Annotated in this window: 18 protein-coding genes; all 18 read left to right on the top strand. The window is 67.6% G+C overall.

The window, feature by feature from the left end:
* Window positions 1-25: 25 nt before the first annotated feature.
* Window positions 26-1,810, top strand: a complete 1,785-nt coding sequence (locus ACF8LI_RS26080; protein ID WP_252653258.1) for an STAS domain-containing protein — start codon at window positions 26-28, stop codon at window positions 1,808-1,810.
* A 69-nt stretch (window positions 1,811-1,879) separates the two neighbouring features.
* Complete coding sequence (hslV, locus tag ACF8LI_RS26085; RefSeq protein ID WP_016448040.1) at window positions 1,880-2,425, top strand: ATP-dependent protease subunit HslV; 546 nt, start codon at window positions 1,880-1,882, stop codon at window positions 2,423-2,425.
* 105 nt (window positions 2,426-2,530) lie between these two features.
* Window positions 2,531-3,850 (top strand): ATP-dependent protease ATPase subunit HslU, encoded by a 1,320-nt coding sequence (hslU, locus tag ACF8LI_RS26090; RefSeq protein WP_191625484.1) that lies wholly within the window; start codon window positions 2,531-2,533, stop codon window positions 3,848-3,850.
* Window positions 3,851-4,220: 370 nt separating this feature from the next.
* Entirely contained in the window at window positions 4,221-4,649 is a 429-nt protein-coding gene (gene mraZ, locus ACF8LI_RS26095) for a division/cell wall cluster transcriptional repressor MraZ (protein ID WP_026062826.1), read from the top strand.
* Window positions 4,650-4,664: 15 nt separating this feature from the next.
* The gene (gene rsmH, locus ACF8LI_RS26100) at window positions 4,665-5,594 is read left to right on the top strand and encodes a 16S rRNA (cytosine(1402)-N(4))-methyltransferase RsmH (RefSeq protein WP_034366292.1); all 930 of its coding nucleotides are present in this window, start codon (window positions 4,665-4,667) and stop codon (window positions 5,592-5,594) included.
* Window positions 5,595-5,631: 37 nt separating this feature from the next.
* Window positions 5,632-5,916 (top strand): cell division protein FtsL, encoded by a 285-nt coding sequence (gene ftsL, locus ACF8LI_RS26105; protein WP_012203393.1) that lies wholly within the window; start codon window positions 5,632-5,634, stop codon window positions 5,914-5,916.
* A complete protein-coding gene (locus ACF8LI_RS26110; protein WP_013804112.1) occupies window positions 5,913-7,661 on the top strand; it encodes a penicillin-binding protein 2 in 1,749 nt (582 codons plus the stop codon). The genes ftsL and ACF8LI_RS26110 overlap by 4 nt, the downstream gene beginning before the upstream one ends.
* Window positions 7,658-9,187 carry a UDP-N-acetylmuramoyl-L-alanyl-D-glutamate--2,6-diaminopimelate ligase gene (locus ACF8LI_RS26115; protein ID WP_016453129.1) on the top strand — a complete coding sequence of 510 codons (1,530 nt, stop codon included), beginning with the start codon at window positions 7,658-7,660 and terminating at the stop codon, window positions 9,185-9,187. Before ACF8LI_RS26110 ends, ACF8LI_RS26115 begins: the two co-directional genes overlap by 4 nt.
* Complete coding sequence (murF, locus tag ACF8LI_RS26120) at window positions 9,184-10,599, top strand: UDP-N-acetylmuramoyl-tripeptide--D-alanyl-D-alanine ligase (protein ID WP_392414520.1); 1,416 nt, start codon at window positions 9,184-9,186, stop codon at window positions 10,597-10,599. The genes ACF8LI_RS26115 and murF overlap by 4 nt, the downstream gene beginning before the upstream one ends.
* Complete coding sequence (mraY, locus tag ACF8LI_RS26125) at window positions 10,590-11,768, top strand: phospho-N-acetylmuramoyl-pentapeptide-transferase (protein WP_392414521.1); 1,179 nt, start codon at window positions 10,590-10,592, stop codon at window positions 11,766-11,768. The genes murF and mraY overlap by 10 nt, the downstream gene beginning before the upstream one ends.
* Before the next feature lie 4 nt (window positions 11,769-11,772).
* Window positions 11,773-13,734 (top strand): UDP-N-acetylmuramoyl-L-alanine--D-glutamate ligase, encoded by a 1,962-nt coding sequence (gene murD, locus ACF8LI_RS26130; RefSeq protein WP_392414522.1) that lies wholly within the window; start codon window positions 11,773-11,775, stop codon window positions 13,732-13,734.
* A gap of 5 nt (window positions 13,735-13,739) precedes the next feature.
* Window positions 13,740-15,005, top strand: a complete 1,266-nt coding sequence (ftsW, locus tag ACF8LI_RS26135) for a putative lipid II flippase FtsW (protein ID WP_017404612.1) — start codon at window positions 13,740-13,742, stop codon at window positions 15,003-15,005.
* A complete protein-coding gene (murG, locus tag ACF8LI_RS26140) occupies window positions 15,002-16,093 on the top strand; it encodes an undecaprenyldiphospho-muramoylpentapeptide beta-N-acetylglucosaminyltransferase (protein WP_016448031.1) in 1,092 nt (363 codons plus the stop codon). The genes ftsW and murG overlap by 4 nt, the downstream gene beginning before the upstream one ends.
* Window positions 16,090-17,523 carry a UDP-N-acetylmuramate--L-alanine ligase gene (gene murC / locus ACF8LI_RS26145; protein ID WP_016453132.1) on the top strand — a complete coding sequence of 478 codons (1,434 nt, stop codon included), beginning with the start codon at window positions 16,090-16,092 and terminating at the stop codon, window positions 17,521-17,523. The genes murG and murC overlap by 4 nt, the downstream gene beginning before the upstream one ends.
* Window positions 17,520-18,497 carry a D-alanine--D-alanine ligase gene (locus ACF8LI_RS26150; RefSeq protein WP_151019273.1) on the top strand — a complete coding sequence of 326 codons (978 nt, stop codon included), beginning with the start codon at window positions 17,520-17,522 and terminating at the stop codon, window positions 18,495-18,497. Before murC ends, ACF8LI_RS26150 begins: the two co-directional genes overlap by 4 nt.
* Window positions 18,494-19,294 (top strand): cell division protein FtsQ/DivIB, encoded by an 801-nt coding sequence (locus ACF8LI_RS26155; RefSeq protein WP_016448028.1) that lies wholly within the window; start codon window positions 18,494-18,496, stop codon window positions 19,292-19,294. The genes ACF8LI_RS26150 and ACF8LI_RS26155 overlap by 4 nt, the downstream gene beginning before the upstream one ends.
* A gap of 84 nt (window positions 19,295-19,378) precedes the next feature.
* Entirely contained in the window at window positions 19,379-20,608 is a 1,230-nt protein-coding gene (ftsA, locus tag ACF8LI_RS26160) for a cell division protein FtsA (protein ID WP_012203404.1), read from the top strand.
* Window positions 20,609-20,727: 119 nt separating this feature from the next.
* Window positions 20,728-21,966: a cell division protein FtsZ gene (gene ftsZ / locus ACF8LI_RS26165; RefSeq protein ID WP_016448027.1), complete on the top strand. Its 1,239-nt coding sequence runs from the start codon at window positions 20,728-20,730 to the stop codon at window positions 21,964-21,966.
* Window positions 21,967-21,998 lie beyond the last annotated feature (32 nt).

Below are 21,998 nucleotides of genomic sequence, written 5' to 3' on the forward strand. Positions count from 1 at the left end.
AACGGTGGTGCTAATCTGATTCGCCATGGCAAAAGAAGAGAGCAGCAAATCGGGAGGGTTGTTGTCCAAGGTGGTGCGCTTTGTGCGCCACCCGACGGTCAATTGGTCCGATCTCGACGGCCTCGACGCTGACCAGGAGAGCCAGTACAGCAAGCAGGCGCTCAAGGAAATGATCGAGCGCAAGCGCCGCAACGACTTCGTACGCAAGCGCGAATTCGACCAGTTGCGCCGCCTGCGCCAGGCCGAGTTGCAACAGGCCTCCCGGCCGGGCAGCGCATCTGTCGGCGTCGGCGTGCCCGGACCGGCTGCGCAGGGCTCGCAATTCCTCAGCAGCCTGCTGAGCTCCAAATCCTCCGGCGAGCGCGCCGTCACGCTCAAGAAGATCGACGAGATCGAGGCCCAGATGTCCCAGCAATGGTGGCGGGGCAAGCAGGCGGCCGACGCCACCACCATTCCCATGGCGCTGCCCGCTGGCGGCAACCCCGCGCCGGCGTCGTTTCGCAAGCAGCCGCCGCCGGGCCAGATCCCCATGCTCAGCGACGTGGTGCCTGCGGCCATCGCCTCGGCCGGCGATGTGGCGGCCTTTGCCACCACCTTGCCCATGAGCCTGGCACCTGCGCCGCAGGTGCCGTCCGTCTCCACGGCTCCCCTCATGGATTCCATGCCCATGGCCCGCCCTCTGCGGCCATTGGAAGGGGCCACCGATTTTCTGCCCGCCTTCGCGGCCACCGAGGTCTCTGCCCCGCAGCCCATGGACATGGTGCCGCCATCCTTCGTGGTGTTCGAGCACGATCCCGACCTCGAAGAGCCGGCCATCCTCTTTGCCAATGGTGACGTGGACGGCGCCGAGCAGGGCATGCTGGAGCTGATCGAGCGGCGCGATGTGCCTGCGCAGCTGCCGGTCTGGCTGGCCTTGCTGGACCTGTACCGCGCGGCCGATCGCCCGCTGCAGTTCGACAAGGCCGGCATTGAATTCGCGGCGCGCTTCGGCCGCTCCGCTCCCCAGTGGTTCGCGATGCCGCAGCAGCGCACCGCCGCGATGGCGCCCCTTCCCGGCGCAGCGGCAGGGCGCGGCTGGCGCTGGAGCGCTCCTGCCCAGGTCACGCCCAGCGCCGTCACGGCGCTGAAGGCCTCCCAGGCCAAGGCCGCCGGTCCCTGGACCCTGGACTGGGCTGCCGTGAGCCACATCGACGAGGCGGCAGCCACCGCCTTGGAGGCGCTGCTGCAGCAATGGGCCGATTCCCAGGGCGTATTCGTGCTGCTCAACGCGGACCGGCTGCAGGCGCTGCTGGGTGAGCTGGCTCCGTCGGGCGACTCCGCTGTGGATACGCTGTGGTGGCGCCTGCGCATGGCCGTGCTGCGCCTGATGAACCGGCAGGATGATTTCGAGCTGGTGGCCCTGGACTACTGCGTGACCTACGAAGTCTCGCCACCTGCATGGGTGGACCCGGTCTGCCAGTGCCTGACGCAAGCCGTCGAGTCCGGCGGTGCACAAGCCCCTGTGCAGCCGGGCGCTGCCGCCCCGGCGGATGCCGTGCGATTTGCGCTGTCCGGCACCATCGAAGGCGATGCCTCCACCTGGCTGGACCCGGTGCAGGAAGGCGCCAGCCTGGGCGAGCCGGTGTTCATCGACTGCACCCAGCTGGTGCGCATGGACTTTGCGGCGGCCGGCTCCGTGCTCAACTGGGCGGCCCACATGCAGTCGCTGGGCCATGTGCTGCAGTTCGGTCAGCTGCACCAGCTGGTGGCCGTATTCTTCAATGTGATCGGCATCCAGGAGCATGCGCAGGTAACGCCGAGACGGGACTGACCTGCCGAGCGGCGGCATTCTTTGGAGGGGCTCTTGAGAAGGCGGGAGCCGCCCTCATCTGGCACCGCTATGGAACAGTATCACGGCACCACCATCATCAGCGTGCGCCGGCAGACCCCCGAAGGCGTGCAGGTCGCCATCGGTGGCGATGGCCAGGTCACATTGGGCAACATCGTCGTCAAGGGTACGGCGCGCAAGGTGCGCAAGCTCTACCACGGCAAGGTGCTGGCCGGCTTTGCCGGCGCCACGGCCGACGCCTTCACGCTGTTCGAGCGCTTCGAGGCCAAGCTGGAAAAGCACCAGGGCCATCTGACGCGCGCGGCCATCGAGCTGACCAAGGACTGGCGCACCGACCGCGTGCTGCGCCGGCTGGAGGCCATGCTGGCCGTGGCCGATGCATCGGCCTCGCTGATCATCACCGGCAACGGCGATGTGCTGGAGCCCGAGCAGGGCATCGTGGCCATCGGATCGGGTGGCGCCTACGCGCACTCGGCGGCCAAGGCGCTGCTGACCAACACCGAGCTGTCGGCCGAGGAGATCGTGCGCAAGTCGCTGGCGATTGCCGGCGAGCTGTGCATCTACACCAACATGCATCACACGGTCGAGACGCTCTGAGACCCTCGCGGCGCGGGCGGTTCTCGCCCGGCCATTGAAACGGATAGCCGCCAGCGGCCAGGTAACGGAAGCGGGGCTGGCGGCGCAATGCTTCGAATACACACCATGTCCTCTGCCATGACCCCCCAGGAGATCGTCTCCGAACTGGACCGCCACATCGTCGGCCAGACCGGTGCCAAGCGCGCCGTGGCCATCGCTTTGCGCAACCGCTGGCGCCGCCAGAACGTGGCCGACGGCCTGCGCCAGGAAATCACGCCCAAGAACATCCTCATGATCGGCCCCACCGGCGTGGGCAAGACCGAGATCGCGCGCCGCCTGGCGCGGCTGGCCGATGCGCCCTTCATCAAGGTCGAGGCCACCAAGTTCACCGAAGTGGGCTACGTGGGCAAGGACGTGGATGCCATCATCCGCGATCTGGCCGAGGTCGCCGTCAAGCAGACGCGCGAGGCCGACATGAAGAAGCTGCGCCTGCGCGCCGAAGACGCTGCAGAGGACCGCATCCTCGACGTGCTCGTGCCCCAGGCCCGCAGCGGCGAGGTGGCTGCCGACAGCACGGCCCGCCAGGTCTTTCGCAAGAAGCTGCGCGAAGGCCAGCTCGACGACAAGGAAATCGATATCGACGTGGCCGACGCGCCGCCTCAGGTGCAGATCATGGGCCCGCAGGGCATGGAGGAGATGGCCGAGCAGTTGCGCGGCATGTTCAGCCACATGGGCCAGGAAAAGCGCAAGACGCGCAAGCTGCGCATTGCCGAGGCCATGAAGCTGCTGACCGACGAGGAAGCGGCCAAGCTCGTCAACGAGGAAGACGTGCGCACGCGCGCCATTGCCAATGCGGAGCAAAACGGCATCGTCTTCATCGACGAGATCGACAAGGTCGCCACGCGCCAGGAAAGCAGCGGCTCCGACATTTCGCGCCAGGGCGTGCAGCGCGACCTGCTGCCCCTGGTCGAGGGCACCAGCGTCTCCACCAAGTACGGCGTGGTCAAGACCGACCACATCCTGTTCATCGCCTCGGGCGCCTTTCACCTGTCCAAGCCCAGCGACCTCATCCCCGAGCTGCAGGGGCGCTTCCCGATCCGCGTGGAGCTGGACTCGCTGTCGGTCCAGGACTTTGAGGCCATCCTCACCCAGACCCATGCCTCCCTGGTCAAGCAGTACCAGGCTCTGCTGGCCACCGAAGGCGTCACGCTGGAGTTCACGCCCGAAGGCATCACCCGGCTGGCCGGCATCGCCTTCGAGGTCAACGAGCGCACCGAGAACATCGGCGCGCGCCGCCTGTCCACCGTGCTCGAGCGGCTGCTGGACGAGGTCAGCTTCGATGCGGCCAAGCTTTCGGGGCAGACCGTCACCATCGACGCGGCCTACGTGGACCAGCGCCTGCAGTCCCTGAGCCAGGACGAAGACCTGTCTCGCTTCATCCTCTGAAGCCTGCCCCGGCGGCCGAGCGGCCGCCGTCGAAGTGACTGCCCGCATTGCCGGGCAGTCACTTTTTGTAGGAGGCCGGCCCGAGTTGCACCCGGTCGCCAGCGAATTGAATCGTTGCAATTGCCTGCCGGGATTGAGAGTTCACTTGCAATCACTCCCCTAAGTGCTTGTAAAGTCTCGGTTTTTTGTCATCACTCACATTGCATTCGATCTCTAAGTTGTTGATTTCATTGCAAATAATTGTCCATTCCCGGGTTGTGAAACACCAAATTGCTGCTACAGTGCAAAAAAGTGCAATTAAGTGGTGAAAGTTGCCTTTGTGCCCCGATTTCCGGGACGCGATGGCTCCAACCGACCGGGGTGACTGACCGTGTTTCAAGGGGCGTCCTCGCTGAATCTCGATGGCAAGGGGCGGCTGTCTGTGCCGACCCGGCATCGTGACGCCCTCCTGGCCATGGCGCAGGGCCAGGTCACCCTCACCAAACACCCCCATGGTTGCCTGATGCTGTTCCCGCGCACGGAGTGGCTGCAGTTCCGCGAGCGGATCGCGCAGCTGCCCATGTCGGCGCAGTGGTGGAAGCGCATCTTCCTGGGCAACGCCATGGACGTGGACATGGATGCCACCGGCCGTGTGCTGGTGTCGCCCGAGTTGCGCGACGCCGTGGGTCTGACCAAGGAGGTCGTGCTGCTGGGCATGGGCAACCATTTCGAGCTGTGGGACAAGGCCACTTATGAGGCACATGAAGCGAAGGCCATGCAGGAAGAGATGCCTGCGGCCTTCCAGGATTTTGCTTTCTAGGAAAGAGGCGTTCTCTTGAATCAGCCGTTGCAACACATCACCGTTTTGCTCGACGAGGCCGTCGATGCGCTGCTGGGCGGCGCCGCGCAGCCCGTTGCCGGGCAATGGGTGGACGCGACGTTCGGGCGAGGCGGGCATTCCCGGCGCATTCTCCAGCGGCTAGGGCCGGGCGGGACCTTGCTGGCGTTCGACAAGGACCCGGACGCGATCGAAGAGGCAGCGCGCATCACCGATGCGCGTTTTTCGATTCGGCACGAAGGGTTTCGCCACCTGGGCGAGTTGCCGGCCGGCAGCGTGCAGGGCGTGCTGATGGACCTGGGGGTGAGCTCTCCCCAGATCGACAACCCCGAGCGTGGCTTCAGCTTCCGCTTCGAGGGTCCGCTGGACATGCGCATGGACACCACGCGCGGTCAGAGCGTGGCGGACTGGCTGGCGGAAGCCGATGCCCAGCAGATTGCGGAGGTGATACGTGACTACGGCGAAGAACGGTTTGCTGGCCCCATTGCAAAGGCGATTGTTGCTCGGCGCGAAAGCCAGGGGCCCCTTCGCAATACCGCGGAGCTTGCCGAGCTCGTGGCTGGCGCGGTCCGGACCCGCGAGGCTGGGCAGAACCCAGCGACACGCACATTCCAGGCTCTTCGGATTTTCATCAATGCCGAGCTTGAAGAACTCGAACAGGCGCTAGAGGCCAGCCTGCGCGTGCTCGCGCCGGGCGGGCGCCTGGTGGTGATCAGCTTCCACTCGCTGGAAGACCGCATCGTCAAGCAGTTCATTGCCAGGCATTCCAAGGAAGTCTATGACCGGCGCGCACCCTTTGCCGCGCCCACACCCATGCGCCTTGAAGCCCTGGGCCGCATCAAGCCCAGCGAGGCCGAGGTCGCCGCCAATGCGCGTTCGCGCTCGGCCGTGATGCGCGTGGCCCGCCGCACCGAGGTGCCTGCATGAAGCGCACGCACCGTCTGGCGCAAGAGGAGGGCGTGGCATGCTGCGCCTGAACCTCGTGCTGCTGCTGGCGGTGATGGCCAGCGCCATCTTCCTGGTGCACAACCAGTACGAGTCGCGCCGGCTGTTCACCGAACTGGACCGCGCCGTGGCCGAATCGCGCCGCCTGGCCACCGAGCAGCAGCGCCTGCAGGTGGAAAAGCGCGCCCAGGCCACGCCGCAGCGCATCGAGGTCATGGCGCGCGAGCGCCTGCAGATGAAGCCGGCGACGCCGGCCATCGCCCAGTACGTCAATGACGATGCGCGCACGGGAGTGGCTCCATGACGCGCAGCGTGCTCTACACCTCCAGCCCCTTGCTGGCGTCCAAGACACCCCTGTGGCGCAGCAAGATGATCGTGGCCATGCTGGGCCTGGGCTTTGTCGGCCTGGGTGCACGCGCGGCCTATGTGCAGGTGTTCGGCAACGACTTCTTCCAGCGCCAGGGCCAGGTGCGCTTTGCGCGCACGCTGGAGTTGCCGGCCAACCGCGGCCGCCTGCTGGACCGCAATGGACTGATCCTGGCCTCCAGCGTGCCGGCCGCCAGCATCTGGGCCATTCCCGAAGATGTCGAGCAGGACGACCCCGAGGTCAAGGCCAAGCTCAAGCAGCTGGCCGCGCTCATGGAGATGCCGCTGCCCGCGCTGATGGAAAAGCTGGCCGACGAGGACAAGACCTTCGTCTGGATCAAGCGCCAGCTCGACTGGGACGTGGGCCAGCAGATCCATGCCCTCAATATCAAGGGCATCTACCAGCGCAAGGAATACAAGCGCCAGTACCCGGAAGGCGAATCGGCCGCCCACATCGTGGGCTTCACCAATGTGGAAGACCATGGCCAGGAAGGCATGGAGCTGGCCTTCGACAAGGAGCTGGGTGGCAAGCCCGGCTCGCGCCGCGTGATCAAGGACCGCCTGGGCCGCGTGGTCGAGGGCGTGGGCGAGGAAGTGCCGCCTCAGGACGGCCGGGACATCCAGCTGTCCGTGGACAGCAAGGTCCAGTACTTCGCCTACCAGAAGCTCAAGGAGCAGGTCATCGCGCACAAGGCCAAGGCGGGCAGCGTGGTGGTCATGGATGCGCACACCGGCGAATTGCTGGCCCTGGCCAACTACCCCAGCTACGTGCCCGACAAGCGCAAGAACCTGACGGGCGAGCAGCTGCGCAACCGCGCCATCACCGACACCTTCGAGCCCGGCTCGACCATGAAGCCCATCACCATCGGCCTGGCGCTGGAGTCGGGCCGCTTCAAGCCGGAAACGCCCATCGACACCACGCCGGGCCGCGTCAACGTCACGGGCTCGACGATTTCCGACACCCACAACTACGGCCTGCTCACCGTGGCCGGCGTGATCCAGAAGTCCAGCAACGTGGGCACGACCAAGATCGCGCTGCAGATGCCGGCCAAGGAAATGTGGGAAACCTTCTCGGCCGTGGGCTTCGGCCAGAAGCCGCAGATCTCCTTTCCCGGCGCCGCCAGCGGTCGCCTGCGTCCCTACAAGACCTGGAGGCCGGTGGAGCAGGCCACCATGGGCTATGGCTACGGCCTGTCCGCCAGCCTGCTGCAGATGACGCGCAGCTACACCGTCTTTGCCAACGGCGGGCGCGTGATCCCGGCCACCATGGTCAAGACCGACGAGCCGCCCGTGGGCGTGCCCGTGTTCTCTCCGCGCACGGCCAACGAGGTGCGCAAGATGCTGGCCCTGGCGGCCGGCCCCGGCGGCACGGGCCAGCGCGCCCAGACCATCGGCTACTCGGTGGGCGGCAAGTCGGGCACGGCCCGCAAGCAGCAGGGCAAGGGCTATGCCGCCGGCAAGTACCGCGCCTGGTTCACGGGCATGGCGCCCATCGAGAACCCGCGCATCATCGTCGCCGTGATGGTGGACGAGCCCAGTGCCGGCACCATCTACGGCGGCACCGTGGCGGCACCCGTGTTCAGCGAAGTGGTGCAGCAGACGCTGCGCCTGATGGGCGTGCAGCCCGATATGGAAGTCAAGCCCTTGATCGTCGCCAATCCCGTGGAGGAGCCCTCGCTATGAGTTCCTCCCAAGCCCTGCTGATGCTGTCGTCGGCCACCGAGGCTGTCCAATGGCTGGCCGCCCGCCTGCAAGGCAGCGGCACGCTGCAGACCGACAGCCGCAAGGTCCGGCCCGGCGATGCCTTCATTGCCTGGCCCGGCGCGGCCACCGATGGCCGCGCCCATGTGGCCTCGGCCCTGGAGCGCGGCGCCGTGGCCTGCCTGGTCGAAGCGCAGGGCGTCGAGCCCTTCGGTTTTTCCGGCGAGCACATCGCGGCCTTGCCCGGCCTCAAGGCCGCCACGGGCCTGATCGCCGACCAGTGGTTCCAGCATCCCAGCGCCCGGATCGACGTGCTGGCCGTCACCGGCACCAACGGAAAGACCACCACGGCCTGGTGGCTGGCGCATGCGCTGGCCCAGGTGAAGCTGCAAGAGCGCAGCGGCTGCGCCCTGGTGGGCACGCTGGGCGTGGGCATCCCGCCCGCCCTGGAATCCACGGGCATGACCACGCCCGACCCGGTGCGGCTGCAGCGCGCATTCCGCGAGTACGCCGATGCGGGCCTGGCGGCCTGCGCCATCGAGGCCTCGTCCATCGGCATCGTCGAGCACCGGCTGGACGGCACGCGCATCCGCGTGGCGATGTTCACCAATTTCACGCAGGACCATCTCGACTACCACGGCAGCATGCAGGCCTACTGGGATGCCAAGGCCGCGCTGTTCGACTGGCCCGGCCTGCAGGCCGCCGTCGTCAATGTGGACGACGCGCACGGCGCGCGCCTGTGGGCCACGCTGCAGTCGCGCCCATCCTCTGCCGCGCTCGATGTCTGGAGCATTTCCATCGAGGGCGCGGCGCGCCTGCAGGCCAAGGACATCGCGCTGGGCGCCGAGGGCCTGAGCTTCACCGTGATCGAGGCCGGCCACAGCCTGCGCATGCACACGCGCATGGTGGGCCAGTACAACGTATCCAACCTGCTGGGTGTGCTGGCAGCGCTGCGCTGCCTGGGCCTGAGCCTGGACCAGGCCGTCGCTGCCTGCGCCCACCTGGAGCCCGTGCCCGGCCGCATGCAGCAGATCGTCCAGCCCGGCCAGCCGCTGGTGGCAGTGGACTACGCCCACACGCCTGACGCGCTGGACAAGGCCCTGCGCGCCTTGCGCCCGGCCGCCGAGCAGCGCCAGGGCCGGCTGTGGTGCGTGTTCGGCTGCGGTGGAGACCGCGATGCCACCAAGCGGCCGCTCATGGGGCAGGCCGCCCAGAAGAATGCCGACTGCGTGCTGGTCACCAGCGACAACCCGCGCAGCGAAGTGCCCGACCGCATCATCGACCAGATCCTGGCCGGCATGCAGCCGGGCGAGAACCTGCAGTCCCAGGCCGATCGCGCGGCGGCCATCGCCCAGGCGATCGCGCACGCCAGCGAACGCGACGTGGTGCTGATCGCCGGCAAGGGACATGAGGACTACCAGGAGACGGCAGGCCAGCGCCATCCGTTCTCCGACATGGCCGAGGCGCGCAAGGCGCTGGCGGCCCGTGAAGGAAAGAAGCGGTCATGATGACCTTGCAACAAGCGCTGGAGCTGATCCAGTCGCATATCCCCCAGGCACGGCTGGTCGGCAACGGCCAGACCGTGCTCACGCGCGTGCACACCGACACTCGCACGCTGCAGGCCGGGGATCTGTTCGTCGCCTTGAAGGGCGAGCGTTTCGATGCCAACCAGTTCCTGGTCCAGGCCCGCGAGGCCGGTGCCGCCGCAGCCCTGGCCCATGGCGGCCTGGAGGCTGCAGGCCTGTCCGGCATCGAAGTGCCCGATTCGCTGGCCGCCCTGGGCGCGCTGGCCACGGCCTGGCGCGCGCGCTTTGCGCTGCCGCTGATCGCCGTCACCGGCAGCAACGGCAAGACCACGGTCACGCAGATGGTGGCCTCCATCCTGCGTGCCCATGCGGGCGAGGCGGCGCTGGCCACGCGCGGCAACTTCAACAACTCCATCGGCCTGCCGCTGAGCCTGATGCGCATGACCGGCCAGCACCGCGTGGCCGTGCTGGAGATGGGCATGAACCATCCCGGCGAGATTGCCGAGCTGGCCGCCATCGGCCAACCCACGGTGGCCCTGGTCAACAACGCCCAGCGCGAGCACCAGGAATTCATGCACACGGTCGAGGCCGTGGCGCGCGAAAACGGCAGCGTGCTGCTGGCCCTGCCCGCCGACGGCGTGGCCGTGTTCCCCGCAGGCGACACCTACACGCCGCTGTGGCGTGAGCTGGCGGGCGCCCGCCAATGCCTGCTGTTCGGCGAGTCTGGCGACGACGCCCATATCCACGCGCGTGACGCGCTGTGGCTGGGCGATGCCTGGCAGTTCACCCTGGCCACGCCCGAGGGCGAGGCGCCGGTGCGCCTGCACATCGCCGGCCGCCACAACGTGCGCAACGCGCTGGCCGCAGCGGCCTGCGCCCAGGCTGCCGGCGTGCCGCTGGCCGACATCGCACGCGGCCTGAGCGTGTTCGAGCCCGTGCAGGGCCGCTCGCGCGCGCTGGGCGTTTCGGTGCAAGGCCGCCCGGTCACCGTGATCGACGACAGCTACAACGCCAATCCCGATTCGGTGGCCGCTGCCATCGAGGTGCTGCGCGAACTGCCCGCTCCCCAGCTGCTGGTGCTGGGCGACATGGGCGAGGTCGGCGACCAGGGGCCGCAATTCCATGCCGAGGCGGGCGCGCTGGCGCGCAGCCTGGGCATTGCCCGGCTGTTCACGCTGGGCGCGCAAAGCACATCCGCCGCCACCGCATTCGGTGCAGGTGCCCGGCATTTCGAAGACATGGCCTCGCTGCAACAGGCAGCCTGTGCCGCGCTGCCTGAGGTGGGTAGCATTCTGGTCAAGGGTTCGAGGTTCATGAAGATGGAGCAGGTGGTTCAGGCGGTCGAGGCGGCCGGCAAGGATGACGGTTGCAAGAAGGAGGCCGCATGCTGCTGATGCTGTCCCAATGGCTGCAGGGCCTGTCCCCCGAGTTCGGCTTTCTGCGCGTCTTCCAGTACCTCACGATGCGCGCCGTGATGGCCGCGCTCACGGCCCTGGTCATCGGCCTGCTGGCCGGACCGCGCCTGATCCGCATGCTGACCTCGCTCAAGATCGGCCAGCCCGTGCGCGGCTACGGCATGGAAACCCATCTGGCCAAGAGCGGCACGCCCACCATGGGCGGGGCGCTGATCCTGCTGTCCATCGCCGTGTCCACGCTGCTGTGGTTCGACCTGTCCAACCGCTTCGTCTGGATCGTGCTGCTGGTCACCCTGGGTTTCGGCACCATCGGCTGGGTCGATGACTGGCGCAAGGTGGTCAACAAGGACCCCGAGGGCATGCGCTCGGGCGAGAAGTATTTCTGGCAGTCCGTCATCGGACTGCTGGCCGCGCTCTACCTGGTGTTCTGCATTTCGGAGAACACCAATGCCCAGGTCTTCGAGCTGTTCGTGACCTGGGTGCAGTCGGGCTTTTCGCTGGACCTGCCGCCCAAGGCCGGCCTGCTTGTTCCCTTCTTCAAGGAAGTCAGCTACCCGCTGGGCGTGCTCGGCTTCGTGGTCATGACCTACCTGGTCATCGTGGGCGCCAGCAATGCGGTGAACCTGACCGATGGCCTGGACGGCCTGGCCATCATGCCTGTGATCATGGTGGGCTCGGCCCTGGGCATCTTTGCCTACGTCACCGGCAATGCCGGCTACGCCAAGTACCTGCTGTTCCCGCACATCCCGGGCTCGGGCGAGCTGCTGGTGTATTGCGCGGCCATGGCCGGAGCGGGTCTGGCCTTTCTGTGGTTCAACGCCCATCCGGCCCAGGTCTTCATGGGCGACGTGGGCGCGCTGGCGCTGGGCGCTTCGCTGGGCACCATCGCCGTGATCGTTCGCCAGGAAATCGTGCTGGCCATCATGGGCGGCATCTTCGTGGTCGAGGCGCTGTCGGTGATGCTGCAGGTCACCTGGTTCAAGTTCACCAAGAAGCGCTATGGCCAGGGACGCCGCCTGCTCAAGATGGCGCCGCTGCACCACCACTTCGAAAAGAGTGGCTGGAAGGAGACCCAGGTCGTGATCCGCTTCTGGATCATCACCATGCTGCTGTGCCTGCTGGGCCTGTCCACGCTGAAGCTGAGGTGAGTCCATGAACACCGAAGACTTCAAGACCGAACCTCCTGCGCTGCCGGCTGGCGAGCCCGCTGTCCCGGCGCTGCATGCGGAACTGGCCAAGGGGGCCGACTTTGCCTCGGAGTCTGCCGGCGAGCGGGCGGACGAGCCGGTCGCGGATCCGGTCCTGGACGATTCGCCGGCTGCGGCTCTGGAAGGCGCAGAGCAGCCGCTGGCTGCGGAGCCTTCGCAGGCGCTTGGGCTTGAGGCAGCCCCGGCCCCTGCGGCGATGACCGAGCCTGTACCCGACATCTCCACGCTGACGGCAGCCAGGGATGCCGCTGCCTTCGTGGCCCAGATCTTTGCCGACCCCAGCATCTCGGATTCCTCCGACGCCGAGGTCACCCCGGTCGCCACCGAAGAGGCGGTTGAAGCCGAACAGGTACTGCCACCCGTGGCTGCCGGCTGGCCCGGCGAGCAGGTCCAGCACCTGCAGGGCCAGCGCGTGCTCGTGCTGGGTCTGGGCGCCTCGGGCCTGGCCATGGCACGCTGGTGCGTGCGCTGCGGCGCCGAAGTCATCGTGGCCGATACGCGCCAGGCACCGCCCCAGCTGCAGCAGCTGTCCACCGAATTGCCCCAGGTGCGCTTCGTGCCCGGCGAGTTCACGGCGCAACTGGTGGACGGCCAGAGCCTGGGCCTGGTCTACCGCTCGCCCGGCCTGAGCCCGGCCGCCGTGGCGCCCGTGGTCGATACCGCGCGCGCCCAGGGCCTTCCCGTGGGCGGCGAACTCGATCTCTTCGCCATGGCGCTCAAGGCCCTGGCCGCAGCCCATGGCTACCGTCCCACCGTGCTGGGCATTACCGGAACCAACGGCAAGACCACGGTCACCTCGCTGACCGGCCAACTGCTGGAGCATGCGGGCCTGCGCGTGGCCGTGGCCGGCAATATCGGCCCCACGCTGCTGGACACGCTGACCCAGGCCATCGATGCCGAAGCGCTGCCCCAGGCCTGGGTGCTGGAGCTGTCCAGCTTCCAGCTCGATGGCGTGCAGATGTTCGAGCCCACGGCCGCCGCCGTGCTCAACATCACCCAGGACCACCTGGACTGGCACGGCAGCCTGCGCGCCTATGCCGATGCCAAGGCCTGCATCTTCGGCAGCAGCGGCACCATGGTGCTCAATCGCGAAGACCCCGAGGTCATGCGCATGCTGCCGGCGCCCGTGGTGCCGCCGGGCAAGCGCCAAAAGCCCCAGCAGCGCGCCCACATCACCTTCGGCGGCGACATGCCGCGCCGCCCCGGCGACTTCGGCCTGGAAGTGGTCAGCGGCATGACGTGGCTGGTGCGCGCCCATGAGGCCGACGAAACCGCCAAGGGCAAGAACGCCGAAGACCTGTACATCCAGCGCCTCATGCCTGCCGACGCACTGCGCATCCGTGGCCGGCACAACGCCATCAATGCCCTGTCCGCCCTGGCCCTGGCCAGCGCGGGCGGCTGCACGCTGGCGCCCCTGCTCTACGGCCTGCGCGAGTACCGGGGCGAGCCTCACCGCGTCCAGCCCATCGGCCGCGTCAACGGCGTGGAGTACTACGACGACAGCAAGGGCACGAACGTGGGCGCCACCGTGGCCGCGCTGTCGGGCCTGGGGCCTGACCACCGCATCGTGGTCATCCTGGGCGGTGACGGCAAGGGCCAGGATTTCTCTCCGCTGGCCGCACCCGTGTCGCGCCACGTGCGCGCCGCCGTGCTGATCGGCCGCGACGCGGGCCGCATCCGCGCTGCGCTGCAGGACTGCGGCGTGCCCCTGGTCGATGCCACCACCATGGCCGATGCCGTGCAGCTGGCCGCCTCGCGCGCCCATGAAGGCGATGCCGTGCTGCTGTCGCCCGCCTGCGCCAGCCTGGACATGTTCCGCAACTACGAGGACCGGGCCCACCAGTTCGTCGATGCCGTGCGCGCGCTGGCGCTGGATGCCGGGCATGAACTCGGAGGTGCTGCATGAGCGCGATGAACGCCATGAACCAGGCCCTGGGCCGCATGCGCTCCTGGTTCGGAGGCGCGCAGGAAAAGGCCATCGACGTGCTGCCCGTGCGCCTGGGCGGTCCCCAGTACCACCGGCCCACGCAGACGCCGGCCAGCGTGCTCGGCCTGGATCAGGCCCTGATCTGGGTGGTCATAGGCCTGCTGGCCTGGAGCCTGGTCATGGTGTATTCGGCATCGATCGCCATGCCGGACAATCCGCGCTTCGGCAAGATCGCGCCCACCCATTTCCTGATGCGCCATGCCATGTCCATAGGCATGGCCTTCGTCGGCGCGCTGCTGGCCTTCCAGGTGTCCATGGCCACCTGGGAGCGCATGGCGCGCAAGCTCTTCCTGGTGTCCCTGGTCCTGCTGGTGGCCGTGCTGATCCCGCACGTGGGCACCGTGGTCAACGGCGCGCGGCGCTGGCTGTCCCTGGGCATCATGAACTTCCAGCCGTCCGAGCTGGCCAAGTTCGCCGTGCTCATCTATGCGGCCGACTACATGGTGCGCAAGATGGAGGTCAAGGAGCGCTTCTTCCGCGCCGTGCTGCCCATGGGGCTGGCCGTGGTGCTGGTCGGGGTGCTGCTGCTGGCCGAGCCCGACATGGGCGCCTTCATGGTGATCGTGGTGATCGCCATGGGCATCCTGTTCCTGGGCGGCGTGAACGCGCGCATGTTCTTCCTGATCGCGGCCCTGGTGGTGCTGGCCTTCGTGCTCATCATCGCCACCTCCGAATGGCGGCGCGAGCGCATCTTTGCCTACCTCAATCCCTGGGATGAAAAGCATGCCCTGGGCAAGGGCTACCAGCTGTCGCATGCGTTGATCGCCATCGGGCGCGGCGAGATCTTCGGCGTGGGCCTGGGCCGCAGCGTCGAGAAGCTGCACTGGCTGCCCGAGGCGCACACCGACTTTCTGCTGGCCGTGATCGGCGAGGAATTCGGCCTGGTCGGCGTGCTCCTGATCGCCGTCACCTTCCTGTGGCTCACGCGCCGCATCATGCTCATAGGGCGGCAGGCCATTGCGCTGGACCGGGTGTTCTCCGGCCTGGTGGCCGAGGGCATTGCGATCTGGATGGGCTTCCAGGCCTTCATCAACATGGGCGTGAACCTGGGCGCGCTGCCGACCAAGGGACTGACGCTGCCCCTGATGAGCTTCGGCGGGTCGGCCATCCTCATGAATCTGATAGCGATAGCGGTGGTGTTAAGGGTGGACTACGAGAACAAGTTGCTGATGAAGGGAGGGCATGCATGACGCAGTCCACCTCTCAAGGCACGCAACGCCAGCGCACGGCCCTGATCATGGCCGGCGGCACGGGTGGCCATATCTTCCCGGGCCTGGCCGTGGCCCAGGCGCTGCGCGAGCGCGGCTGGAACGTGCGCTGGCTGGGCGCCCCCGGCTCCATGGAGTCGCGCATCGTGCCGGCCCAGGGCTTCCCGCTGGAGACCATCGAGTTCTCGGGCGTGCGCGGCAAGGGCATCATGACCCTGGCCTTTTTGCCCATGCGCCTGCTGCGTGCCTTCTGGCAGGCGCTGGCCGTGGTGCGCCGCGTCAAGCCCGACGTGGTCGTGGGCCTGGGCGGCTACATCAGCTTCCCCGGTGGAATGATGGCCGTGCTGGCCGGCAAGCCCCTGGTGCTGCATGAGCAGAACTCCGTGGCCGGCATGGCCAACAAGGTGCTGGCCAGCGTCTCCCACCGCATCTTCACCGCCTTCCCCAACGTGTTCCCCAAGGGCCGCTGGGTCGGCAACCCCTTGCGCCAGGCCTTCACCGAGCAGCCCGCGCCCGAGCAGCGCTTTGCGGGCCGCAGCGGTCCGCTGCGCCTGCTGGTGGTGGGCGGCAGCCTGGGCGCCAAGGCGCTCAACGAGATCGTGCCGCAGGCGCTGGCCCTGATTCCGGCCGATGTGCGCCCCGTCGTGCTCCACCAAAGCGGCGCCGCACAGATCGACGCCCTGCGCGCCAACTACGCGGCGGCAGGCGTGCAGGCCGAGCTGACGCCCTTCATCGACGATACGGCGCGCGCCTTTGCCGAGGCCGATGTCATCGTCTGCCGCGCCGGTGCCAGCACGGTGACCGAGATCGCGGCCGTGGGCGCAGCCGCCATCTATGTGCCTTTCCCGGCCGCCGTGGACGACCACCAGACCGCGAACGCGCGTTTCCTGGTCGATGCCGGTGGTGGATGGTTGATGCAACAAAGCGCACTGACTGCCCAAAGCCTGGCCGAAATGCTACAAAATATGCAGCGTGCGACGCTGCTGGAGCGCGCTGGAAAAGCCAAGAAAATGCAAAAGACCGAAGCCACCGCCGAGGTGGTCGCCGCCTGTGAGGAACTGGCCGCATGAAGCACGCCATTCATCACATCCATTTCGTCGGCATCGGCGGCGCCGGAATGAGCGGCATCGCCGAGGTGCTGCACAACCTGGGTTACGCCGTCTCGGGCTCGGACCTGTCCGACAGCGCCACGCTGCGCCGGCTCGCAGGCCTGGGCATTGCCACCCACGTCGGCCATGCGGCCGCGAACATCGAAGGGGCTGACGCCGTCGTCACCTCCACCGCCGTGCAGTCCGACAACCCCGAGGTGGTCGCTGCGCGCACGCACAAGATCCCCGTCGTGCCGCGTGCACTCATGCTGGCCGAGCTGATGCGCTTCAAGCAGGGCATCGCCATCGCAGGAGCCCACGGCAAGACCACGACCACCAGCCTGGTGACCAGCGTGCTGGCCGAGGCCGGGCTGGACCCGACCTTCGTCATCGGCGGCAAGCTCAACAGCGCGGGCGCCAACGCCAAGCTGGGCCAGGGCGACTACATCGTGGTCGAGGCGGACGAGTCCGACGCCTCCTTCCTGAACCTGCTGCCCGTGATGGCCGTCGTCACCAACATCGACGCCGACCACATGGAAACCTACGGCCATGACTTCGGCCGGCTCAAGGGCGCCTTCGTCGACTTCCTGCACCGCATGCCGTTCTACGGCCGCGCCATCGTCTGCGTGGACAGCCCGGCCGTGCGCGAGATCCTGTCCCAGGTGGCCCGCCCCGTGACCACCTACGGCTTTGCCGAGGACGCCCAGGTGCGCGCCCTCAACGTGCGCGCCGAGGCCGGCCGCATGCATTTCACGGTGCGCCGCAGCAACGGCCAAAGCTATCCCGACCTGGACGTGGTGCTGAGCCTGCCGGGCGAGCACAACGTGCTCAACGCGCTGTCGGCCGTGGCCGTCGCCATGGAGCTGGAGATTGCCGACGAGGCGCTGCTGCGCGCCTTCGAAAGCTTCAAGGGCGTGGGCCGGCGCTTCCAGCGCTATGGCGAACTCCCTGCAGCGGACGGTGGCATCTTCACCGTCATCGACGACTACGGGCACCACCCTGTCGAGATGGCGGCCACGCTGGCTGCTGCGCGCGGCGCCTTCCCGGGCCGTCGCCTGGTGCTGGCCTTCCAGCCGCACCGCTACAGCCGCACGCGCGATTGCTTCGAGGATTTCGTCAAGGTCATCGGCCTGGCCGATGCCGTGCTGCTGACCGAGGTCTATGCGGCCGGCGAGGCGCCGGTGGTGGCGGCCGATGGCCGCTCGTTGGCGCGCGCCCTGCGCGTGGCCGGCCGGGTCGAGCCGGTCTTTGTGGAAGACGTTGCCGAGCTGCCGGCGGCCCTGGCCGCCCACGCCCGCGATGGCGACGTGCTGTTGTGCATGGGGGCCGGCTCGATTGGCGCCGTGCCCGGAAAGTTGGTTGAAATGCTTCAGAAACAAGAGCTGCAGGCGCAGCAGGGAGCTGCGCAATGAGCAGCTTCGGCACCCAGATCGATGTCAAGGCCCTGGGCAAGGTGGCCGTGCTGTTGGGCGGCCGCTCGGCCGAGCGCGAGGTCTCGCTGATGTCGGGCACGGGCGTGCTCAAGGCCCTGCTGTCGCAGGGCGTGGATGCCCATGCCTTCGACCCCGCCGAGCGGGACCTGGGCGAGTTGAAGAAGGACGGTTTCGACCGCTGCTTCATCGCGCTGCATGGCCGCTACGGTGAGGACGGCACGGTGCAGGGCGCGCTGGAGCTGCTGGGCATCCCGTACACGGGCCCCGGCGTGATGGCCTCCAGCATCGCCATGGACAAGATCATGACCAAGCGCATCTGGCGCTTCGAGGGTCTGCCCACACCCGACTGGCGGCTGGTCGCCAGCGCCGACGAGACCCGCGCCGCGCTGCAGGCGCTGGGCGCGCCCATGATAGTCAAGCCCTCGCGCGAGGGCTCGACCATCGGCCTGACCAAGGTCTGGACAGCCGAGGAATGTGAGCAGGCCTATGTGCTGGCCTCCCGGTACGACCCCGAAGTGCTCTGCGAAGAGTTCATCGAAGGCGACGAGACCACCTGCCCCGTGCTCGGAACCGGCGAGGGCGCCCACGCCCTGCCCGTGATCCGCATCGTCGCGCCCGAAGGCAACTACGACTACCAGAACAAGTACTTCACCGACGACACCCAGTACCACTGCCCCAGCGGCCTGCCTGCCGAGGAAGAGGCCGAGATCCGGCGCATCGTCGTGCGGGCCTTCCGCACGCTGGGCTGCCGCGGCTGGTCGCGCGCCGACATCATGATCCGCGGCAGCGACCGCAAGCCCTTCCTGCTGGAGATCAACACCTCGCCGGGCATGACGGGCCACTCGCTGGTGCCCATGTCGGCCCGCGCCATCGGCGTGAGCTACGAAAACCTGTGCCTGGGCATCCTGGCCAGCGCCGCGCTGGACGCGCAACCGGAGCAGGAGCACGCATGAGCTACTCCCTGCCGGCCCCCTTCGACGTCAAGCTCATGAACGTGACCGCCACGGTCCTGTTCGTGGGCGTGGCTGCGCTGGGGCTGGCAGCGGTGAGCTGGTGGGCGCTGCGCCATCCGGCCTTCAACATCGGCCGCATCGTGGTCGAGGGCGAGCTGGTGCACAACAACGCGGTGACGCTGCGCGCCAATGTGGCGCCGGTGCTCACGGGCAACTTCTTCACCGTGGATCTCAAGGCCGCCAAGGCGGCGTTCGAGCAGGTGCCCTGGGTGCGGGAGGCGCAGGTGCGCCGCGACTATCCCAACAGCCTGCGCGTCATCCTGCACGAGCATGTGGCCGAGGCCTTCTGGGGGCCTGATTCGGGCACCGGCCTGGTCAACAGCTTCGGCGAGGTCTTCGAGGCCAACCTGGGCGAGCTGGACCGCGACGGCCTGCCGCGCCTGCAGGGCCCCGAGGACAGCGCCCCGCAGATGCTGCAGATGTACCGGCTGCTGGTGCCGGCGCTGGGGCCGCTGGATGTGGAGATCGACGGGCTGACGCTCAATGCGCGCGGCAGCTGGCAGCTCAGGCTGGCCAACGACGCACAGATCGAACTGGGTGGCGGCAGCGTGGAGGCCGTGCTGCAGCGCGTGCAGCGCTTCGTGCGCACGCTGCCCCAGATCACGACCCAATACAAGCGCAAGGCCGACGCCATCGAGTCGGCCGACCTGCGCTACGAAGACGGATATGCGCTGAGGCTGCGCGGTGTGACCACCGGCACGGCCAAGGCGCCGGCTGCAGTGCGTCCCCGACGCTGAAGACGAGGGAGGACAGACCTATGTACATGCACACCAAGCAGCGACACAGCGACAGGACAGAACCAACCGGGGGCGGATGCTGATATGGCAAGAGAATACAAAGATGTGATCGTCGGACTGGACATCGGCACGGCCAAGGTCATGGTCGTGGTCGCCGAGGTCCTGTACAACGGCGAACTCAAGCTCGCAGGCCTCGGCGTGGCCCCGAGCAACGGACTCAAGCGTGGCGTGGTGGTCAACATCGACGCCACGGTGCAGAGCATCCAGCAGGCGCTGAAGGAGGCCGAGCTGATGGCCGACTGCAAGATCCAGCGCGTGTGCACCGGCATCACCGGCAGCCACATCCGCGGCCTGAACTCCAGCGGCATGGTGGCCATCAAGGACAAGGAAGTCACGGCCACCGACGTGGCGCGGGTGATGGAGACGGCCAAGGCCATCAACATCTCCTCGGACCAGCGGCTGCTGCTGGTCGAGCCGCAGGAATTCGTGATCGACGGCCAGGAAGTGCGCGAGCCCATCGGCATGAGCGGCATCCGCCTGGAGGCCAAGATCCACATCGTCACGGGCGCGCAGAGCGCGGCCGAGAACATCATCAAGTGCGTGCGCCGCTGCGGCCTGGAGGTCGAGCAGCTGCTGCTCAACCCGCTGGCATCGAGCCAGGCCGTGCTCACCGATGACGAGCGCGAGCTGGGCGTGGCCGTGGTCGATATCGGCGCGGGCGCCACCGACGTGGCCATCTTCACGGGCGGCGCCATCCGGCACACGGCCGTGATTCCCATCGCGGGCGACCTGATCACCAGCGACATCGCCATGGCGCTGCGCACGCCCACCAAGGACGCCGAGGACATCAAGGTCGAAAGCGGCTATGCCAAGCAGCTGCTGGCCGACCCCGACGCCCAGGTCGAAGTGCCGGGCCTGGGCGACCGCAGCCCGCGCATGATCAGCAAGCAGGCGCTGGCCGGCGTGATCGAGCCGCGCGTGGAAGAGATCTTTTCTTTGGTGCAGCAGGTGGTGCGCGATTCAGGCTACGAGGAAGTGCTGTCCTCGGGCATCGTGCTGACCGGCGGCAGCGCCGTCATGCCGGGCATGGTGGAACTGGGCGAGGACATCTTCCTCAAGCCCGTGCGCCGCGGCATCCCCAAGTATTCGAGCGCATTGGCTGACATGGTGGCTCAACCCCGCGCCGCCACCGTGATGGGATTGCTCGAAGAGGCCCGCCTGGCTCGCCTGCGCGGTTTCAAGGTGGCACAAAAGAGTGGGTCGATGAAGACCGCTTTTGGCCGTTTCAAAGACTTCATCGTGGGGAACTTTTGATATGTGCTTTCATCGACTGCGCATTACCGGCCCGCCCACCGGCTTCCGAATACCGGACAGAAGACAGAATTTTCCCCAGACGGTGGTGACCACTTACAGAGAGCTACAGGAGAACCAACATGCCCATCGACATGATTGAAGTTGAAGAATTCAACCAGGGTACGCAGATCAAGGTGATCGGCGTTGGCGGCGGCGGCGGCAATGCCGTCGAGCACATGATTGCGCGCAACGTGCAGGGCGTGGAGTTCGTCTGCGCCAACACCGACGCGCAGGCGCTGCTGCGCAGCAGCGCCCACCGCACCATCCAGCTCGGTGGCAGCGGCCTGGGTGCGGGCAGCAAGCCCGACAAGGGCCGCGAAGCCGCCGAGCTGGCCGAGGACGACATCCGCACTGCCATCGAAGGCGCGCACATGCTGTTCATCACAGCCGGCATGGGCGGCGGCACGGGCACGGGCGCTGCGCCCGTGATCGCGCGCGTGGCCAAGGAAATGGGCATCCTCACCGTGGGCGTGGTCACCAAGCCCTTCGAGTGGGAAGGCGGCCGACGCATGGCCAACGCCGACAGCGGCCTGAGCGAACTCGAAGCCAACGTCGATTCGCTGATCGTCGTGCTCAACGAGAAGCTGCTGGACGTGCTGGGCGACGACATCTCGCAGGACGAGGCCTTTGCCCATGCCAACGACGTTCTCAAGAACGCCGTGGGCGGCATTGCCGAAATCATCAACGAGTACGGCCATGTGAACGTCGACTTCGAAGACGTGCGCACCGTCATGGGCGAACCCGGCAAGGCCATGATGGGCACGGCCAAGGCCGCCGGCCCCGACCGCGCGCGCATCGCTGCCGAGCAGGCCGTGGCCTGCCCGCTGCTGGAGGGCATCGACCTGTCGGGCGCCAAGGGCGTGCTGGTGCTGGTCACGGCCGCCAAGGGCAGCCTCAAGCTGTCCGAGTCGCGCCTGGCCATGAGCACCATCAATGCCTACGCCTCGCCCGATGCGCATGTGATCTACGGCGCTGCCTACGACGACAGCCTGGGTGACGAAATCCGCGTCACCGTGGTGGCCACCGGCCTGTCGCGCCCCAGCGCACGCCGCCAGAACATGCAGGTGGTGCAGGGCGGCCTGCGCACCGGTACCGACAACATGAGCTACCAGCTGCCTTCGGCCTCCATGGGTGCCGCAACGGCAGCCGGCGGCCTGGTCGGCGGTGCCGCTGGCGGCGCCGACTATGCCAACAACATGTCGGTGCCCAGCGTCTGGCGTACCAACCGCACGCAGGCCGCTGCCCGCGTCGATGCCCTGGCCTCCGGCGGCATGGACGATCTGGAAATCCCGGCCTTCCTGCGCAAGCAGGCTGACTGAGCAGCGGCCGATACGGTCGCTGCATGGTTGTG

This window comes from Delftia sp. WSY_12 (assembly GCF_043104645.1).
Classification (GTDB): domain Bacteria; phylum Pseudomonadota; class Gammaproteobacteria; order Burkholderiales; family Burkholderiaceae_C; genus Comamonas; species Comamonas tsuruhatensis.

Bases quoted from the DNA above. Each gene is read 5' to 3' on its own strand.
- ACF8LI_RS26080 (WP_252653258.1), top strand. From the start codon at position 26: ATGGCAAAAGAAGAGAGCAGCAAATCGGGAGGGTTGTTGTCCAAGGTG.
- hslV (WP_016448040.1), top strand. From the start codon at position 1,880: ATGGAACAGTATCACGGCACCACCATCATCAGCGTGCGCCGGCAGACC.
- hslU (WP_191625484.1), top strand. From the start codon at position 2,531: ATGTCCTCTGCCATGACCCCCCAGGAGATCGTCTCCGAACTGGACCGC.
- ftsL (WP_012203393.1), top strand. From the start codon at position 5,632: ATGCTGCGCCTGAACCTCGTGCTGCTGCTGGCGGTGATGGCCAGCGCC.
- ACF8LI_RS26110 (WP_013804112.1), top strand. From the start codon at position 5,913: ATGACGCGCAGCGTGCTCTACACCTCCAGCCCCTTGCTGGCGTCCAAG.
- ACF8LI_RS26115 (WP_016453129.1), top strand. From the start codon at position 7,658: ATGAGTTCCTCCCAAGCCCTGCTGATGCTGTCGTCGGCCACCGAGGCT.
- murF (WP_392414520.1), top strand. From the start codon at position 9,184: ATGATGACCTTGCAACAAGCGCTGGAGCTGATCCAGTCGCATATCCCC.
- mraY (WP_392414521.1), top strand. From the start codon at position 10,590: ATGCTGCTGATGCTGTCCCAATGGCTGCAGGGCCTGTCCCCCGAGTTC.
- murD (WP_392414522.1), top strand. From the start codon at position 11,773: ATGAACACCGAAGACTTCAAGACCGAACCTCCTGCGCTGCCGGCTGGC.
- ftsW (WP_017404612.1), top strand. From the start codon at position 13,740: ATGAACGCCATGAACCAGGCCCTGGGCCGCATGCGCTCCTGGTTCGGA.
- murG (WP_016448031.1), top strand. From the start codon at position 15,002: ATGACGCAGTCCACCTCTCAAGGCACGCAACGCCAGCGCACGGCCCTG.
- murC (WP_016453132.1), top strand. From the start codon at position 16,090: ATGAAGCACGCCATTCATCACATCCATTTCGTCGGCATCGGCGGCGCC.
- ACF8LI_RS26150 (WP_151019273.1), top strand. From the start codon at position 17,520: ATGAGCAGCTTCGGCACCCAGATCGATGTCAAGGCCCTGGGCAAGGTG.
- ACF8LI_RS26155 (WP_016448028.1), top strand. From the start codon at position 18,494: ATGAGCTACTCCCTGCCGGCCCCCTTCGACGTCAAGCTCATGAACGTG.
- ftsA (WP_012203404.1), top strand. From the start codon at position 19,379: ATGGCAAGAGAATACAAAGATGTGATCGTCGGACTGGACATCGGCACG.
- ftsZ (WP_016448027.1), top strand. From the start codon at position 20,728: ATGCCCATCGACATGATTGAAGTTGAAGAATTCAACCAGGGTACGCAG.